General features: G+C 35.3%; 15 protein-coding genes and 1 other RNA gene. 6 read left to right on the forward strand and 10 right to left on the reverse strand.

Annotation, left to right across the window (positions count from 1 at the left end):
• Window positions 1-163: 163 nt before the first annotated feature.
• The 3 genes from RMO03_RS11865 to RMO03_RS11875 are packed head-to-tail and all read right to left on the reverse strand — an operon-like array spanning window position 164 to window position 5,107.
• Window positions 164-889: a hypothetical protein gene (locus tag RMO03_RS11865; RefSeq protein ID WP_309642318.1), complete on the reverse strand. Its 726-nt coding sequence runs from the start codon at window positions 887-889 to the stop codon at window positions 164-166.
• 37 nt (window positions 890-926) lie between these two features.
• Window positions 927-3,404 (reverse strand): carboxypeptidase-like regulatory domain-containing protein, encoded by a 2,478-nt coding sequence (locus RMO03_RS11870; RefSeq protein WP_309642331.1) that lies wholly within the window; start codon window positions 3,402-3,404, stop codon window positions 927-929.
• Window positions 3,405-3,415: 11 nt separating this feature from the next.
• The gene (locus tag RMO03_RS11875) at window positions 3,416-5,107 is read right to left on the reverse strand and encodes a M23 family metallopeptidase (RefSeq protein ID WP_309642319.1); all 1,692 of its coding nucleotides are present in this window, start codon (window positions 5,105-5,107) and stop codon (window positions 3,416-3,418) included.
• A 193-nt stretch (window positions 5,108-5,300) separates the two neighbouring features.
• Between RMO03_RS11875 and RMO03_RS11880 the strand changes: the two genes are divergently transcribed.
• From RMO03_RS11880 to rny, 4 genes are all read left to right on the forward strand, one after another.
• Entirely contained in the window at window positions 5,301-5,591 is a 291-nt protein-coding gene (locus RMO03_RS11880; protein WP_309642320.1) for a hypothetical protein, read from the forward strand.
• Window positions 5,592-5,599: 8 nt separating this feature from the next.
• Window positions 5,600-5,893 carry a cell division protein ZapA gene (locus RMO03_RS11885; RefSeq protein WP_309642321.1) on the forward strand — a complete coding sequence of 98 codons (294 nt, stop codon included), beginning with the start codon at window positions 5,600-5,602 and terminating at the stop codon, window positions 5,891-5,893.
• 52 nt (window positions 5,894-5,945) lie between these two features.
• Window positions 5,946-6,055: non-coding RNA, 6S RNA (gene ssrS / locus RMO03_RS11890), on the forward strand.
• A gap of 48 nt (window positions 6,056-6,103) precedes the next feature.
• Entirely contained in the window at window positions 6,104-7,666 is a 1,563-nt protein-coding gene (gene rny / locus RMO03_RS11895; protein WP_309642322.1) for a ribonuclease Y, read from the forward strand.
• A 49-nt stretch (window positions 7,667-7,715) separates the two neighbouring features.
• Here the strand turns inward: rny and RMO03_RS11900 are convergent, their stop codons facing one another.
• From RMO03_RS11900 to RMO03_RS11920, 5 genes are all read right to left on the reverse strand, one after another.
• On the reverse strand, window positions 7,716-8,111 hold the full coding sequence (locus RMO03_RS11900) for a response regulator (protein WP_309642323.1): 396 nt from the start codon (window positions 8,109-8,111) through the stop codon (window positions 7,716-7,718).
• Complete coding sequence (locus RMO03_RS11905; RefSeq protein WP_309642324.1) at window positions 8,104-9,621, reverse strand: PAS domain-containing protein; 1,518 nt, start codon at window positions 9,619-9,621, stop codon at window positions 8,104-8,106. Before RMO03_RS11905 ends, RMO03_RS11900 begins: the two co-directional genes overlap by 8 nt.
• 160 nt (window positions 9,622-9,781) lie before the next feature.
• A complete protein-coding gene (xerD, locus tag RMO03_RS11910) occupies window positions 9,782-10,678 on the reverse strand; it encodes a site-specific tyrosine recombinase XerD (RefSeq protein ID WP_309642332.1) in 897 nt (298 codons plus the stop codon).
• Window positions 10,679-10,754: 76 nt separating this feature from the next.
• Entirely contained in the window at window positions 10,755-11,276 is a 522-nt protein-coding gene (locus RMO03_RS11915) for a porin family protein (protein ID WP_309642325.1), read from the reverse strand.
• Window positions 11,277-11,504: 228 nt separating this feature from the next.
• Window positions 11,505-12,155, reverse strand: a complete 651-nt coding sequence (locus tag RMO03_RS11920) for a BT1926 family outer membrane beta-barrel protein (RefSeq protein ID WP_309642326.1) — start codon at window positions 12,153-12,155, stop codon at window positions 11,505-11,507.
• 722 nt (window positions 12,156-12,877) lie between these two features.
• On the opposite strand from RMO03_RS11920, the gene aroQ reads away from it, so the two are divergent.
• Together aroQ and RMO03_RS11930 are read left to right on the forward strand one after the other, a co-directional pair.
• On the forward strand, window positions 12,878-13,294 hold the full coding sequence (gene aroQ / locus RMO03_RS11925) for a type II 3-dehydroquinate dehydratase (RefSeq protein ID WP_309642327.1): 417 nt from the start codon (window positions 12,878-12,880) through the stop codon (window positions 13,292-13,294).
• 21 nt (window positions 13,295-13,315) lie between these two features.
• Complete coding sequence (locus RMO03_RS11930) at window positions 13,316-15,787, forward strand: DUF5686 and carboxypeptidase regulatory-like domain-containing protein (protein WP_309642328.1); 2,472 nt, start codon at window positions 13,316-13,318, stop codon at window positions 15,785-15,787.
• Here RMO03_RS11930 and RMO03_RS11935 read toward each other — a convergent pair whose 3' ends face one another.
• The gene (locus RMO03_RS11935) at window positions 15,788-16,660 is read right to left on the reverse strand and encodes a cation diffusion facilitator family transporter (RefSeq protein WP_309642329.1); all 873 of its coding nucleotides are present in this window, start codon (window positions 16,658-16,660) and stop codon (window positions 15,788-15,790) included.
• A 24-nt stretch (window positions 16,661-16,684) separates the two neighbouring features.
• Entirely contained in the window at window positions 16,685-17,050 is a 366-nt protein-coding gene (locus tag RMO03_RS11940; protein WP_309642330.1) for a glyoxalase, read from the reverse strand.
• Window positions 17,051-17,218 lie beyond the last annotated feature (168 nt).

Consider the following 17,218-nt stretch of genomic DNA (forward strand, 5'->3'; position numbering starts at 1 on the left):
GAAGTTGGTTCGGAATTAAAGCAACGTTCATTTCATAAAATAAAAGCTACAACATTATTGCTGTAGCTTTTTTATTGAATTAAATTTATTGGGTCTCGCAAAGACGCAAATTTGTATATCTTCATTTCTTTGCGGCTCTGCGTCTTTGCGAGAAATTAAAAATTTAATTTAAATTGTAATCAGACACTTTCCAATCTTTCCCTGATAAGTCTATGAAATGGTAATGCACGATATCATTTTTATCAAATGCGCCATTTTTGTTGGCATCTTCAATGGTTCTGAAATAGAGTCTGCATTTGGATTCAATGACATTCCAATCGATGACTTCTTGAAAATCTGCAGAAACTTTAGTAAAATGCGTTCCAGAAATATCGCTCAAATAAAGCGATTGAATATCATTCGTGTCTAAAGCGTTGTCTTTGTTGGTATCCATATCGGCCAACATATAAACTAAAATCTGTTGTTTGGTTTTGTCAGCAATTGTTTTTAAATACGTAACGGATTGAATTAAAACCGGTTTGTCTGTCAATGTTTTTATAGAATCTGTTCCTATTTGCTGGAATTTGACATTGCGCAAATAACCCGTGATTTCATTTTCACTATAATTCGAAATCTTGAAACTTTGTTTATTCACAGCAGAAGACGAATCATATCCGCCTTTCGAATTTCGTTCAGCTACGTTCAAATCACCAACCGGAAAAAGCAAAACATTGGTTCCTTGCATCTGAACCGGTAAATCGGCTACTACAATTTTTGTGGTATCCATTTTAGGTTGAACCGCAGTTTTCGATGGATTTTCATAAATCACTTTCGGCATTTCTGTTTCTTTCTTGCAGCTCATCAGCAAGACAAAAATGGAACAAGAAACTATTTTTAAAAGACCTTTCATTTTGTATGATTTAATGATCAAAAATAACAAATTAATGCTACAATCTTACAGATAGTTTGAAATTGAAAACACGCGTGGTTAAATAATTTGGTATTCCGTATTGATTCTTAGTGTATACATCCCTAACCCAAGTATTGGTAATGGCGTTTTGATTATTGAACATATTGAAGATTTCAAATCCAAACGAGAAATCCTTGAACTTTTTAAGCCAATGTCCTTCACGACGCGATGCATTTTTTTCGGTTAATACATAAGAAAATCCAACATCGGCACGACGGTAATCACGCAATCTTGATTGATACACATAAGGATCAGCATACGATGGAGAACCACCCGGCAATCCTGTATTGTAGACCAAATTCAAATAAATTTTCACACTCGGAATGTTCGGCATATAATCCTGAAACAAAATTGCAAATTTAAAACGTTGATCTGTTGGTCGTGCGATATCGCCTTTATTGTCGATGTTTTCTTTGGTTTTCAAATAGCTGAAACTAAACCAAGATTCAGTTCCGGGAACGAATTCACCGTTAAGTCGCAAATCCAAACCTTGTGCAAAAGCGGTAGCATTGTTATTGGCTGCATATCGAATTCTGACATTTTCTAAAGTGTATGGATTGACATCAGTAAGCGATTTATAATAAGCTTCGGCCACCATTTTAAAAGGTCGATCCCACAATTTAAAACTATAATCACTGCTCAACACCAAATGCAACGACGACTGCGCCTTGACATTAGGCTGCACAGTTCCGGTTTTATCTCGAAGTTCCCTGTAAAATGGTGGCTGGTAATAATAACCACCGGAAACCCTGAATACAATATCTTTTTCCCATTCGGGCTTGATGGCAAATTGTGCGCGTGGACTAAAAACAATTTGACTGTCACCATTGATGTTATCTCCTGAAACCTGCCATTGATGGAATCTAACACCTGCATTATACCAAACATCGCTGCTTCCCAATTTGTCTTTCAAACTCCATTGTCCGTAACCTGATAATCGGTCAATCGTCACGAAGTTTTTGGCGCGTACGTTTTTATACGGAACCAACGGTCCGGTGTAAGAATTATAAGGTTGATCATTAGTTGGAATATCGGGCAATTCAATACGCGGTGGATTTAATGAAAACCCTGCGGAATCAATCACTTCCCATTCTACGATACGGTCGCGTATATCTTCACGGGTATATTTAAAACCCCATTCTACTTGATGCTTTTTAATATTGTGAAAGCCTTTGACTTCAGCATTAACAATCAGGGCATCCAAATCATTTCGAGCATGATTCAATTGTGTTCCGATGGCGCGGCTGTAGGTTACATCGCCAAAAGTTTCCGAACCGATATTGCCATCAACTTCTCCTAAAGCATATTGCGCAAAAATGTCGAAATATTCTTGTTCTAAAGTATGATACGCAGATCCGATTAATTTTAAAGTAAAATTTTCATTAACGTTGTAAGTCGTTTTGAGTGCGCCGAAAAAAGTCTCATACTTATCTTTTTCTTGACCTTCATAGAAAACCTGTAAAGCAATTGGTTCTGAAATGGTTCCGAAATTCGTCTGACGCGTCAACGGTTGGTAATTGTATTTGTTTTGAGAAATATTTCCCAAAAAACTAAACTGCCATTTCGTATTCGGATTGTAAGTCACATTGGTCTGAATATCGGCAAATGTCGGTTTGAAATTCGTTTGTGTTTCCTGGCTGTTCACCAATAAGCTATTGTCTCTGTAACGTGCGCCGGTAATCGCTGACCATTTCTGATTTTTAGAAACCGCTTCTACCGACACGGCACCGCCAAGAAAACTCGCATCCATTGAAGCTCCGAATTTGGTCGGTCTTCGGTAAGTAATGTCTAAAACGGAAGACAATTTATCGCCGAATTTCGCTTGGAATCCACCGGCTGAGAAATCGATGTTTTGCACCATATCGGTGTTGGTGAAACTCAATCCTTCCTGTTGACCAGAACGAATTAGGAACGGACGATAGACTTCAATTTCGTTGACGTACACTAAATTCTCATCGTAATTTCCACCACGAACAGAATACTGTGTACTCAATTCGTTGTTTGAATTGACGCCGGGTAATGATTTCAATATATTTTCAACGCCTGCATTGGCTCCCGGAATTTTCCTGATGACAGCCGGCTCAATCGTGGTAATGCCTTGCACGCGTTTTTTATTATTCGCAATGACAATGACTTCACCAATACCTTCGGCTTTATCATTCATCACAACGTTGAATTCGTAATCCTCATTCGGTTTTAATTCAATCGTTACGGTGTTTTTTTTGAGTGAGGTATGCGTAAAAACAATCTGGATTTTTTGGTTGGCAGGAATAGTCAATTGATAGAAACCATTATCATTAGTTTTGGTACTTCGATCTTGCGCAGTGACATTAACTTCTGCAACGGGCTTGCTATTTTCGTCTAATATAATTCCTTTAACTCTTGCGGTTTGGGCAAAACTCACTAATCCAATAAAGAAAAATAGGAAGGAAAGTTGGAGTGCATTCGTTTTCAATAGTTTCAATTTTATTTTTGTTGACTTCTAAAAAATGATGTTTCAAAGATAGCAGAATTTCCAAGATTATCGGAAACTATCAATTTTAATTGATTTTTGCCTTCGAGCATTTCGGCATCGTTCAATTGGTAAATAATGCGTCCCAATTTATTGTCATACTCGAATAAAACCCATTGTTCGTTGATGAATCCGTTATACGATTTGATACCCGACATTTCATCGCTGATTCTAAAAACAATCGCTTTTTCTTTATCTAGAGATTTCCCTTCTATGGATTTTGCAATCGAAATTTTCGGCGCAATCGTATCCAAAGCCAAGGTAAACTGACCTAGATTTTTGGTATATGCAGTAAACGTATTATTGGTAAATTTAGTACTGGTGTAAATTTTCCTTTTGCCTTCAAGTGAAGCAATGAATGTTTTTTCTCTATTGACAATGGTCGAATCAGTAATCGTTACCTTGAAATTACTGTGAACGGGAACCATATCATTGTGCACCGTCATCACTTTGTCTTTGACATCGAAGTTGAGATAGAAATCTTCATAAAAAGTATGCGCCGGAAAAAAGACGCCCATATTGTTTTTCTCGTAATTGTTGTCCGTGTTGGCTTTTAAAAGATAATTGGTTTTGGCGATTTCTTCTGAAACCACCGCCGTTTGCGATTGGTATTCAATGGGAATTAGAATCGACGTTTTGTTGCCATAGAAATCAGTCAGTTCGACTTTGTAAATCTGAGAAAAATTCGGGGTTATTTCTAAAACGCCATTCTTATTATCTGTTTTGATGATACTCAGATTGTATGGATTTCGCATGAACAATTTTTGAACGCGTTGGTGTGTGTTTTTATATCTTGGATAATCGATTAAGGCGTTTATATATCGGCCTTCATCAAAAACCAAAGTGCTGAATTGATATCCGAAACTTGGACTACCGTTCAAATAAGATTGCACATTAAAAACACCATTATTGTTGTAAGAAACATTATCATAATCGCCACAAATAATACCGAAACCTATGCTGCCCATTGCTGATATTTTCTCAGCAATATAATTTCCGTCAGGCTGCAAAGCCAAATTGACCATGATGGGCCGTTTAGATTCATTAGCAATACTACCCTCGCCTATCGGATAAACCACCAAGCTAGAAATCATTGGTTTTTTTGTATCGGTCATCAATGCATCAAAACCAAAAAACATGGGATTGATGATTTTTTCGGTTTGGGTATCGCGGAATTCGAAGTGCAAATGTGGACCTTCGGAACCACCCGTGTTTCCTGAAATGGCAATCGTATCGCCTTTTTTTACAGGCAAATCTTCGGGATTTGGGAAGAATTCAATCTCGTAAGATTGTTGTTTGTAATGTTCTTTTTTAATGAAATCTTCAATCTTGCCGTAGCCTTTTTTAAGATGTCCGTAAACCGTTGTATAACCATTAGGATGCGTAATGTAGATGGCTTTTCCGTAACCGAAAGTTGAGATTTTAATTCTCGAAACATAGCCATCACCGGCAGCAAAAACAATTAGTCCTTCTTTTTGTTGGGTTCTGAAATCGAAACCTGTATGAAAATGGTTGGGTCGTAATTCACCAAAATTACCCGCAAGTTGCGTAGGAATCTTCAATGGCGATTGAAAGTAGTCCTTTGGGTAGTTGGTTTGAGAAAAAATCGGCGTGTAAAAAATCAAAAGTGCAAATAAAAATTTCATCGTATAAAGCTTTTGGCTAAGGTAAAAAAAATCGAAATACATTGCATTGTTTTTTCAAAAAAACCTATAACTGTTTATTTTTCAAAGGATTGTTTGTCATAATTTTTACAACGGTAAAATTTTAGAGAAAGTATTGGTTTAATTCGTTTGGAATGTTAACTTTGTTGACATTAGTAATGAACCAGTATTTATAATGAGTGAAATTGTAGAAATTATTGATACTCTTGAAGGTAAGCTCCAAAAACTATTTAACAAAATAGACAATTTAGAGCAAACTTCGTCTCAATTGCGAGAAGAGTTACAAAAAGCTACAACGATTATTCAACAGCAATCTGCAGACATGGATGCTTTGAAAAAGCAGTACGAATCATTAAAAATTACGAATTCATTGCTCGGCAGCGAAGAAAACAAAAGAGATACCAAGCTAAAAATAAATTCATTAATTCGTGAAATTGATTACTGTATAGCACAGCTATCTGATTAGTAAAACATATGGACGATAAGCTTAAAATTAAATTATCAATCGCAGACAGAGTCTATCCGTTAACGGTAGAAATGTCGCAGGAAGAAGGATTGCGAAGTGCTTCGAAAAAGATTGATTTAATGATTAAGCAATTTGAAGAAAATTATGCCGTTCGAGACAAGCAAGATGTATTGGCGATGTGTGCCTTGCAGTTTGCTTCTCAATTAGAACAAAAGCAGATTGACAATTCGATTGATGGTAAGGAAACCATGGAGCGGATTAAGAAAATCAATAATTTATTGATTAGCTATCTCGATAAATAATACGTTCTTAACATAGACTAAAATACTGCCTACATTAGTTACTATTTGGTAAACTCAACACTAACAAATTAGAATGAGCAAATCATCACTACTAAAGCATGCCACGCTTTTTGCGAGGAAACTTGAACAGTGAGTTAGCTCAAAACTTGTCTTATCGAGTTTATACATTCAACCTAATGTAGGCTTTTTTATATAATTAATTTAACAAACATGGACATTTTAACAATACTCATTTCCGGAATAGCCGGTATCGCAGGTGGCTTCGGAATATCGAAAGTCATCGAAAAGAAAAACGTATCGAACCTTATTAAAGGAGCCAAAAAAGAAGCCGCTTCGATTTTGAAAGATGCGAACCTCGAAGCAGAAAACATCAAGAAAGATAAGATGCTTCAAGCGAAAGAAAAATTCATCGAACTCAAAGCCGAACACGAGCAAGTCATTCTATCGAGAGATAAAAAAATGGCGGAAGTTGAAAAAAGAGTTCGTGACAAAGAATCATTAGTGTCGAATGAATTGGCGAAAGCTAAAAAAGTCAATGACGATTACGAAGCCAAAACCAACGAATACCATTCTAAACTTGAAGTTTTAGAAAAGAAACAACAAGAAGTGGATCGCATGCATAAAAGCCAGCTCAACCAATTGGAAGTGATTTCAGGTTTATCGGCTGAAGATGCGAAAGAGCAATTGATGGAAGGATTGAAAGCTGAGGCGAAAACCAAAGCGATGGCACAAATTCAGGATACCATTGAAGAAGCCAAATTAACCGCACAACAAGAAGCTAAGAAAATCATCATCAATACCATTCAAAGAATCGGGACTGAAGAAGCGGTTGAAAATTGCGTTTCTGTTTTCAACATTGAGTCAGACGATGTAAAAGGTAGAATCATCGGTCGTGAAGGTAGAAATATCCGAGCATTAGAAGCGGCCACCGGAGTTGAAATCATCGTTGATGACACGCCGGAAGCCATTATTCTTTCTTGCTTTGATCCGGTTCGTAGAGAAATTGCGCGTTTGTCATTGCATAAATTGGTGACTGACGGACGTATTCACCCAGCGCGTATCGAAGAAGTTGTTGCTAAAACAGCAAAACAAATCGACGATGAAATTATAGAAGTTGGTAAACGTACCGTAATCGATTTAGGAATACATGCTTTGCATCCTGAATTGATTAAAGTCGTTGGTCGAATGAAATACCGTTCTTCATACGGACAAAATTTATTGCAGCACTCGCGTGAAGTTTCTAAGCTTTGCGGAATCATGGCTGCTGAATTAGGATTGAATGTGAAACTGGCGAAAAGAGCCGGACTTTTACACGATATCGGAAAAGTGCCTGACGCAGAAAGTGATTTACCACACGCATTATTAGGAATGCAGTGGGCTGAGAAATATGGTGAGAAAGAAGAAGTTTGCAACGCCATTGGAGCGCACCACGATGAGATTGAAATGAAATCATTATTGTCGCCAATCGTTCAGGTTTGTGATGCGATTTCAGGAGCAAGACCAGGTGCACGTAGACAAGTATTGGATTCATACATTCAACGTTTGAAAGATTTGGAAGAAGTTGCTTTTGGATTCACTGGCGTTAAAAATGCTTATGCGATCCAGGCCGGTAGAGAATTGCGTGTAATTGTGGAAAGCGAAAAAGTGTCTGATGATAATGCAGCGCAATTGTCGTTTGAGATTTCACAGAAAATTCAAACCGAAATGACTTATCCTGGACAAGTGAAAGTTACTGTAATTAGAGAAACTAGAGCGGTGAATATTGCGAAATAATCTCCTTTAAATTCATAAAAAAAGCACTTCAATTGAAGTGCTTTTTTATTTAGAATATTTTTTTCAAATCATCTAGGGACATGGGTTTGAAAAAATAATCCTTAACTTGATCTTGGTATTCTTTGGCTCTATTAAGGTCTGATATGCTATCGGACGAGCTCACTAAATAAATGATGGTTTGTCCGTTGGTAGTAGTCTTTTTTGTTTTCCTGAATTCATCTAAGAATTGCCAGCCATCCATAATCGGCATATTGATATCGAGTAAAATTAGGTCGGGCATTGTAGTCCCCAAACTTATTTTTTCTCTAATTTCTTCAATGGCCTCCAATCCGTTCAAATAAAAAGAAGGATTGATATCAATATTATTTTTAGAGAATAATTTTTTAATGATAAAATGAAACACTTTATCATCATCGATTACAAATACATCTTTAAACTTACTCATTAAAATATATTTTAAATGTAGTACCTACTCCAACTTTGCTGATTACGTCTACTTTACCGCCCATAGCTTCAATTTGATTTTTAGTGATAAACAAACCTATACCTCTTGAATCTTTGTGTTTGTGAAATGTTTTATACATTCCAAATAATTTTTTACCGTGTTTTTCTAGGTTAATTCCCAGACCATTATCTTCAATTTCCAACACTTTATGATACTTATTTGCACTTAATGAATAACTGATAACAGGCGTTCTGTCTGGGTGCGAATAACGAATGGCGTTTGATGTAAAGTTAAGAAGAATACTTTCTAAATAAGCAGGATTAAAAACAATTGTTTCATTTTTTGAAACTTTATTTTGAATCACGACTTTATTTTTTTTAATCTCCTCAGCCAGAATATCTAATGTTTTTCCTAGGTAATTATTCAAATTTAAGTTTTCCTTTTTTTGAATCAATTCCGATTGAATTTCAACCAATTCTTTCAAATGAACGATGGTTTGTGACAAAGATTTGGAAGATGTGCGCAAATGATTGAAACTTTCTTGGATGAATTCTTCGTCGGTTTCTTCGGCAATAATGTTGAGCAGCATTTCGATATTACCCGAATGCGACCGCAAATTATGAGATACAATGTGGGCGAAATTCAACAATCGGCTGTTTTGTTCTCCGATAATTCCAAGTGTTTTTATTAAGTCTTGCTCTTTTTCTTTTTGAGCGGAAATATCAGTATGCGTTCCTATGATTCTGAGCGGATTGTTGTTTTCATCGCGTTCGATAATTTTCCCGCGACTCAATATCCATTTATAGTCTCCAGATTTGGTTAAAACACGTTGTGCATTTTCATAATAAGGTGTGATGTTATCAATGTGCAATTGTATGTCGGTTAAGTATCGATTCTTATCTAGTGGATGCACTCTGTCGTCCCATAAATTGATAGAATCGATCGTGTCGTTGGCATCGAATTCTAACATTTTCATTGATTGTGATGAATAGAAAACTTTATTTGTAGCCACATCTAAGTCCCAAATACCTTCAGAAGAAGCTTCAAGTGCGAAAAGATATCGCTCTTCAGATAATTTTAGTTTGAGCTCTTGCAATTTAAAATTGGTCACATCGGTGATTTTACCAAAAAAGTGAACCGCTCCATCATCGTCTTTTTCTAAACTTGCGAAACCACTATACCATCGCATCCCTTTTTGAGGCAATAATGCTCGGAATTCATGTTTCCAATCTTTCAATTTTGATTTGGCTTCCTGTACAGATTTTAAAAATAACGGAAAATCATCAGGATGAACTTTACTCTTTAAAACGGTATAAGCATCTTGATTTTTTTCACCTTGATTCAAATCAAAATGTGTGATAACCGATTTGCTCATAAATGGGAACGTTAGAATTCCCTCTTTAGAAATCGAAAACTGAAAAATTAAGTCAGGTGATTGGAATAATAGCTTCTTATATAAGCTATTCCTTTCTTCAAGAATTTTTAAATCTGAATAATTGTAGGTTTCCATAGTTTGATACAAATTTAATTTGGGACAAATTGTATAAATCGCTATTATAATTATTTGATAGCGATGTCAAACATAAATAAATAAATCCGATAAAATGCAATTTAATTCGATATAATACAACATTTAACATTTTTTGAAAGATTAAACGTACTTTTATAAATTACTTTCTGGGGTGAAAAGTATTCATAACTTGTGTCAAATGCGTGCGGTCGAGGTGTACATAAATTTCTGTAGTAGTGATGGATTCATGTCCTAACATTAGTTGAATTGATCTCAAATCAGCACCGTTTTCAAGCAAATGAGAAGCAAAAGAATGACGAAAAGTATGTGGACTGATATTTTTATTCAAATTGATTTTGACAACTAAATCTTTAATAATAGTAAAAATCATAGCTCTGGTAAGTTGTTTACCTCTACGATTTAGAAATAAAGTATCTTCAAATCCTTTTTGGATAGTCAGTTTAGTTCGAACTTGATTCTTATATATATTAATATAATTCTGAGTGAATGGGCTAATCGGAACAAAACGCTGCTTGTTGCCTTTTCCTGTTATTTTAATAAAACCTTCATCAAAAAAAAGATCAGAAATTTTGAGTGTTATCAGTTCAGAAACTCTGAGCCCACAACTGTATAATGTTTCGAGAATGGTTCTATTGCGTTCGCCTTCATTGGAAGATAAATCAATAGCTGCAATCAGCGCGTCAATTTCAGAAAGCGATAAAGTGTCAGGAAGTTTGCGTCCGATTCTAGGCGTTTCGATTAATTCTAATGGATTGTCCTGTCTATAATCTTCAAAAATGAGGTACGAAAAAAAGCTTTTTAATCCGGAAATAATTCTGGCTTGCGAACGAGGATTGACTTCTTTAGCAATATGATATATGAATTGCTGTAACGTTTCCTCTGAAATCTTAATAGGAGAAATCTCTATAGTATTTTGCTGCAAATAATCACAAAGACGTTCAATATCAAAAGTATAATTTTCAATAGTGTTTTTAGACAAACCACGTTCAATCTTCAAATAAGATTGATAACTTTTAATATACGAATTCCAATTCATGATACAAAGAAAGATAATTTTTGGCATAAAAAAACCTCTCAAATGAGAGGTTTTAAGTATTATATAGTTGGGGATATTAGAATCTGTAACCTAAACCGATGTTAATCGATGCAGTACCTAATTTTCCTTCACCTTCTTTAACGATGTTTGCCATACCTAAGTTGTATCTAGCATCGAACATTAAACCAGAAGACAATTCGTAACCAGCTCCGATTCCAATACCATAATCCATAGATTTAACACCATCTTTAACCTCAGAATCTCCACCTGCAACAAATCCAAGTTCTGGACCAGCTTGTAGGCTCAAACCTTCCATAACATAGTATTTAGCCATGATTGGAATTCTTAAGTAATTCAATTTTGCATCTTTAGCACCCTCCATAGAGTACAATAACTCAGGTTGTACGTGGAATGATTCAGAAACTGCAAAATCAACTAAACCACCAAGGTAGAAGCCTGTTGTTCCATCACCTTCGAAATCACCTGTAAACGTTGAAGATGAAAAACCAGCTTTAACACCGAATTTCATGTCTGAGCTTTGTGCATTAGCAAAACCGAATGCTAAAACTGCTACTGCTGATAAAATAATTTTTTTCATGTTATTGTTTTGTTTAAAATTAATGAAACAAATATAGGGTTATTTGTTAAAAAAAAAAGTTTTCTGGTTTTTTTATTGAACGACTTTTTAACAGGTTATAAACCAATTATATGACTTTAACCAAACCTTAAAACAGTGGTGATTACAATATGTTTTGCTTTAAATTCTGTTTGATGAGCAAAAAAAAGCCTCTCGAATGAGAGGCTTTTCTTTAAATATTCGCAAGTATTAAAACTGCCATCCAATTCTGAAAGATGGAGTAATAGATGGAGATAATTCGATTCTAGTAACGTTATCAGCATCTTCACCAGCTTTTGAACTAGTAAAAGCCAATCCGTAAGAAACCTCAGCTCCTAGATAGATTTTTGGCATGATGTAGTAGTCAAATCCTGTAAATACGTTAGCTCCGAAACCGATTTTAGTTGATTTATCATCTAAAATTTCATCAGCAGCACCTCTAGCATTTTGGCTTACATAAGCCAAGCTACCTTCGTAACCCCAGTAAGTTGATAATCTTTCAGCACCTTTCATGTGGTTCTCAATACCAACACCTACTGCTACTGTAAATTCAGCTGGCGCATTATCATCCGTACCAGTGATTTTCTCACCTGAATTCAAAACTTGTAAGTTTCCAGCCAATCTCAATGCTTTAGTATCAGAGCTGAATTTTCTAGCTTTAACTCCTAAAATACCTAAATCAGAATTACCAACGCTTGATAATTTGAAAATTCCACCACCAGTCAAATCTGGAGTCATTGTAGCCTCCATAATCCATGTACCAGAAGTAGGCTTAGTAAAAGTACCAGCATCAGTCTTGATTTGTGCGCTTGCAACTCCAAATGCGAAGATTGCTACAGCAGATAAAATAATTTTTTTCATGTTCATGTTTTGTTTAAAATTAATGATGCAAATATAGAATAAATTGTTAACAAAACATTTTTTGATGTTTTTTTTTTGAATTTGACATTAAAATTAATTCTCCCCTTTTAATTTCTAACAGCAACAATAGCTTATATAATTAACAACTATTAGTTCAGCTGTATAAAGTCATTATTAGTAAAACATTCCGATAAGTGCTGTAATTAAAGGGATTTCGTCATTCAAAGCTAATGTCTTATTTTATTTTATCGGACATATTCATTTACATTCTTTTAAAAAAAAAAGACCTTGAAAGGCTATTTTTAAGGCACTACTAGTTGTTAACTTTTTTATTAACAATTATAAATAAAATTGTTAATAACCTACTTTATTTAACGTTTTTAAAGGTGATTTTCAGAATTAAATCATTCGTTTTCAGAGAGAAATAAGCAATAAAAGCTGTCTGAAACTTTAAATAGTATAATAAAAATTATAACTTGATAAGAATATTCAAACAATTCCCCTTTTTTATTAAACATCACGAGATTCAGAAAAACAGCATTAGAATTGCGTTTTAGTATTATCATAAGCGATTGTGAATAGATTTATGAAATATAAAACGAACTGCGTTTTAATACGTCAAAACATACCTTAATATATATACCACATCATTAATTAATTTCAATGACCATAAAAACAGTTGGTTTATTTTCATTTAATTTGTAATAATTAAAAAAAAAACAATGAAAATCATCATCATCAATGGCCCAAACATCAACCTTATTGGGCAACGCGAACCCAATATCTATGGCAACCAATCATTTGATGATTATTATACAACACTTCAAAAGAAATTCTCAGACATTAATCTTTCTTGCTTTCAGAGCAATATTGAAGGTGAACTCATTAATAAAATCCAAGAAGTTGGCTTCTCTTATGACGGCATTATCCTAAACGCAGCAGCTTATACACATACCTCAATAGGCATTGGAGACGCAGTCAAAGCCATTACGACGCCAGTTATTGAAGTACATATTTCGAATACTTTCGCCAGAGAAGATTTTAGACACCATTCTTTCATTTCTGCTCACGCCAAAGGAATTATCATCGGTTTTGGATTGGATAGTTATCTGTTGGCGATTCAATCATTCCTAAAATAATCCATTAAAAAATTAAACGCCATGAAAAATCTATTGGTCTTGGTCATGCTTTTTGTTTCATTTACCAATTTCAGTCAAGTAAAAGGAAAAGTAACTGACGAATCAGGAAATCCTTTAGCCGCAGTCTCGATTCATATTGAGAATACTTATATAGGTACAACAAGTAATGAAGCCGGCGAATATTATTTAGCCATTAAACCCGAAGGAAAGCACACCATCATATTCCAACATTTAGGTTACAAAAGCGAAAAAATAATTTATAATAATGACGGCTTAAAAACATTCGACATCAAACTTTCAGAAGAGAATATTGTCATCAACGATGTTGTCATCAATAAAAAGGACAACCCTGCGAATCAAATGATTCGAAATGCGATTACCAACAAAAAAGAAAATTCGGAACTCGCCAACAACTACAAAGCTGATTTTTATTCGCGTGGTATTTTCAGAATCAAAGATGCTCCGAAGAAAATCCTGGGTCAAAAGTTTGATAATTTTGATGAAATTTTAGATTCTACCCGAAGTGGCATTCTGTATCTTTCAGAAACGGTTTCCAAAATCACTTATAAAAAACCTGATAAATTAAAGGAAGTTATCGTCGCTTCAAAAGTCAGCGGTAACGATAATGGTTTTAGTTTTAATAGTGCCGCTTCTGCCAATTTCGATTTCTATGACAACTATCTTCAATTTCAATTGAATGTCGTTTCGCCCATCGCTGACAATGCTTTCAATTATTACAAATACAAACTCGAAGGTTCATTCTTCGATGAGAACAACAATCAAATCAATAAAATAAAAGTCACACCAAAACGCACCAGCGAACCCGTGATGGAAGGCTACCTATATATAGTAGATGACAGTTGGGCGATTTATGCGGTGGATCTTTCCGTAAAAGGCAATCAGGTTCAGATGCCGGCGATGGATTCGCTAACCTTAAAACAAAATTTCAGTTACAATTCGAAAACCAAAACGTGGATTAAAAATTCGCAAACCTTAGATTTTATCGCAGGTATGTTCGGAATCAATATGTCGGGGCGTTTTACTTATGTGTATTCGAATTATGCATTTGAACAAGAATTCAACAAAAGAACATTCACCCATGAAGTGCTGTCTTTCGAAAATGGCGCCAACAAAAAAGACGATGCTTTCTGGAATCAATCGCGACCTGTGCCTTTAACCAATGAGGAAACCACCGATTATCTCAAGAAAGATCTTATACAAACCAAGAAGAAATCGAAATCTTATTTAGATTCTATTGATGCCAAACATAACAAATTTAGTTTCAGCGATATCATTATGGGTTATGGTTATAAAAATTCATACAAAAAATGGGCTTTGGATTACGGCGGATTTATAAAAGGAATTAGCTATAATACAGTTCAAGGTTGGGATTTGAATACGAGCCTGACTTACACCAAAAGAGATAGCGACACCAGAACGTTTTCCATATTAGAAACCAATTTTGATTATGGTTTGTCTGAAGAAAAATTTCGAAGCTATGTCACTTACGTTAATAAATTCAACAATCAGAATCAAAGTGAAGTTCGATTGGCTGCCGGAAGTTATCTCGCGCAGTTCAATTACAGCAATCCGATTGGTAAAATTATTAATAGTGTGAGCACGCTTTTCTTCAAAGACAATTACATGAAATTATACGAACGCAATTTCATCAATGCGTGTTTCAAAAGAGAAATCCTCAACGGTTTGACATTGGATGCCGGAATAGCGTATTCCGAAAGAAAACCCGTTTTCAATACGACCGATTTTGTAATAATCAAAAAAGATAAAGAATTCACTTCCAACAATCCGTTGTTGCCAGAAGACGAAATCACGCCAGCCATTATCAAACACAATTTAGCAACCGGTTATTTGACAGCTCAAATCAATTTTGCACAAGAATACTTGTCGCGTCCTGATGGAAAATTCAACTTGCCAAACGATCAATATCCTGTGTTGTATTTGAGTTATGAAAAAGGATTTGCGGGCAACGAAAACAACTACAATTTCGACCACATTCATTCTCGAATTACTTATGATGTTACTTTGGGTAATAAAGGAAATATATCAATGAATATTAAAGCCGGGAAATTGTACAACGCCAAATCGATTTCGTTTGTAGATTATAAACACTTCAACGGCAATCAAACTTATGTCGGAAAAGACGATCGTTATTTGAATGTCTTCAATTTGTTACCTTATTATAGTGCGAGCACCAACGATTCTTACGTAGAAATTCATGCAGAACACAATGACAATGGCTACATTATGAATAAAATTCCGTTACTCAAAAAACTACAATCCACTTTAGTGTTGGGTTATCACAACTTATCGGTTCCGAAGCGAAGGCCGTATCACGAATATACTGTTGGTTTGGATAATTTGGGTTTTGGGAAATTCAAGATTTTCAGGCTCGATTACATTCATTCTTACCAAAGCGGACATCAGAAAGACGGTGTTATTTTTGGCTTAAAGTTTTTGAATATTCTTGAATAATCAGTAGTCGTTGGGTTCGATATGAATCAGGACATGACCCAATTCCGGAATTTCTTTTCGAAGCGTGTCCTTCAACAAATGTGCAATATCATGACCTTCTTTTACAGTGATATTCGCATCAACAACCGCATGTAAATCGGCATGATACTTCATTCCAGCTTTGCGGATAAAACATTTTTCAGTATCTAAAACGCCTTCCACTTGAAGTGACACTTTCCGGATTTCATCAATCAAATCATCGTATAAATGCTCGTCCATGATTTCGCCCAAAGCCGGTCTGAAAATCAGATAACTGTTGTAGATGATAAAACCCGAAGCGAAAAGGGCCGCCCAATCATCCGCAGATTCATAACCTTTACCAAGCACCAATGCTATTGAAATTCCAATGAATGCTGCAACCGAAGTAATGGCGTCACTTCTGTGGTGCCAAGCATCGGCTCGCAAAGAAGAACTGTTTGACTCTATGCTTCGCTTCATCACCAATCGAAATGAATATTCTTTCCACAAGATGATGATTCCTAAAACTATTAAGGTCCATTTTTTAGGTAATGCGTGTGGCGTACCAATATTGTTGATGCTTTCATAAGCAATAATAGTGGCTGTAGTAATCAAAAATCCAACAACTAAAAAGGTAATTAATGGTTCAGCGCGACCGTGACCATAAGGGTGATTCTCATCCGCAGGTTTGTTCGAATATTTGATGCCAAATAAAACCAACAATGACGCAAAAATATCGGTAGTCGATTCGATGGCATCGGCGATTAACGCATACGAATTACCAAAGAAACCAGCCAATCCTTTGATGATGGCTAGACAAGTGTTTCCAATGATGCTGAAGTAAGTCGCTTTGATTGCTGTTTGTTCGTTGGTCATTGGTGTAAATTAATTGAATAAATTCTATTTATAAAATTCCCCGAAGTGCCATAGAATTCCGCTCGGATCATGAACAAAACATTCTCTGCCCCAATCATAATTCTTTATGGGAACCAATTTTACAGTTTTGTACTTAGTGGTTAAATCTAAAGCTAGAAGTTCGTTCCAAAAGCGGGCGACATCGTCAACTTCCATAAAAACCATCGTATTTTCGATCCAATCTTTTACATAACCATCTTGCAGATAAAACCCAATCGCATCTGTTTTAAAATAAGACATATTAGGAAACAAAACAATTTCTTCAAAACCTAAATCACGATAAAAATTCCTTGAAAGTTCAAAGTCTTTTGATCCGATAAACGGTCGAATGGATTTGGCTTTATGTTCCATAACAAATTTTAATCGCTCGCAAAGACGCGAAGGCGCAAAGTGAAAATGTTTTTCTTTGCGCCTTAGCGTCTTTTCGAGCGATTAAAATTTGTTATGGAACATAAATCCAAAAACAATAGAACGTTTATAGGATCAAAAGAAATTTAAAATTGAAGGAAATTTTATATT

The sequence above is a fragment of the Flavobacterium sp. genome (genome assembly GCF_031411595.1).
Classification (GTDB): domain Bacteria; phylum Bacteroidota; class Bacteroidia; order Flavobacteriales; family Flavobacteriaceae; genus Flavobacterium.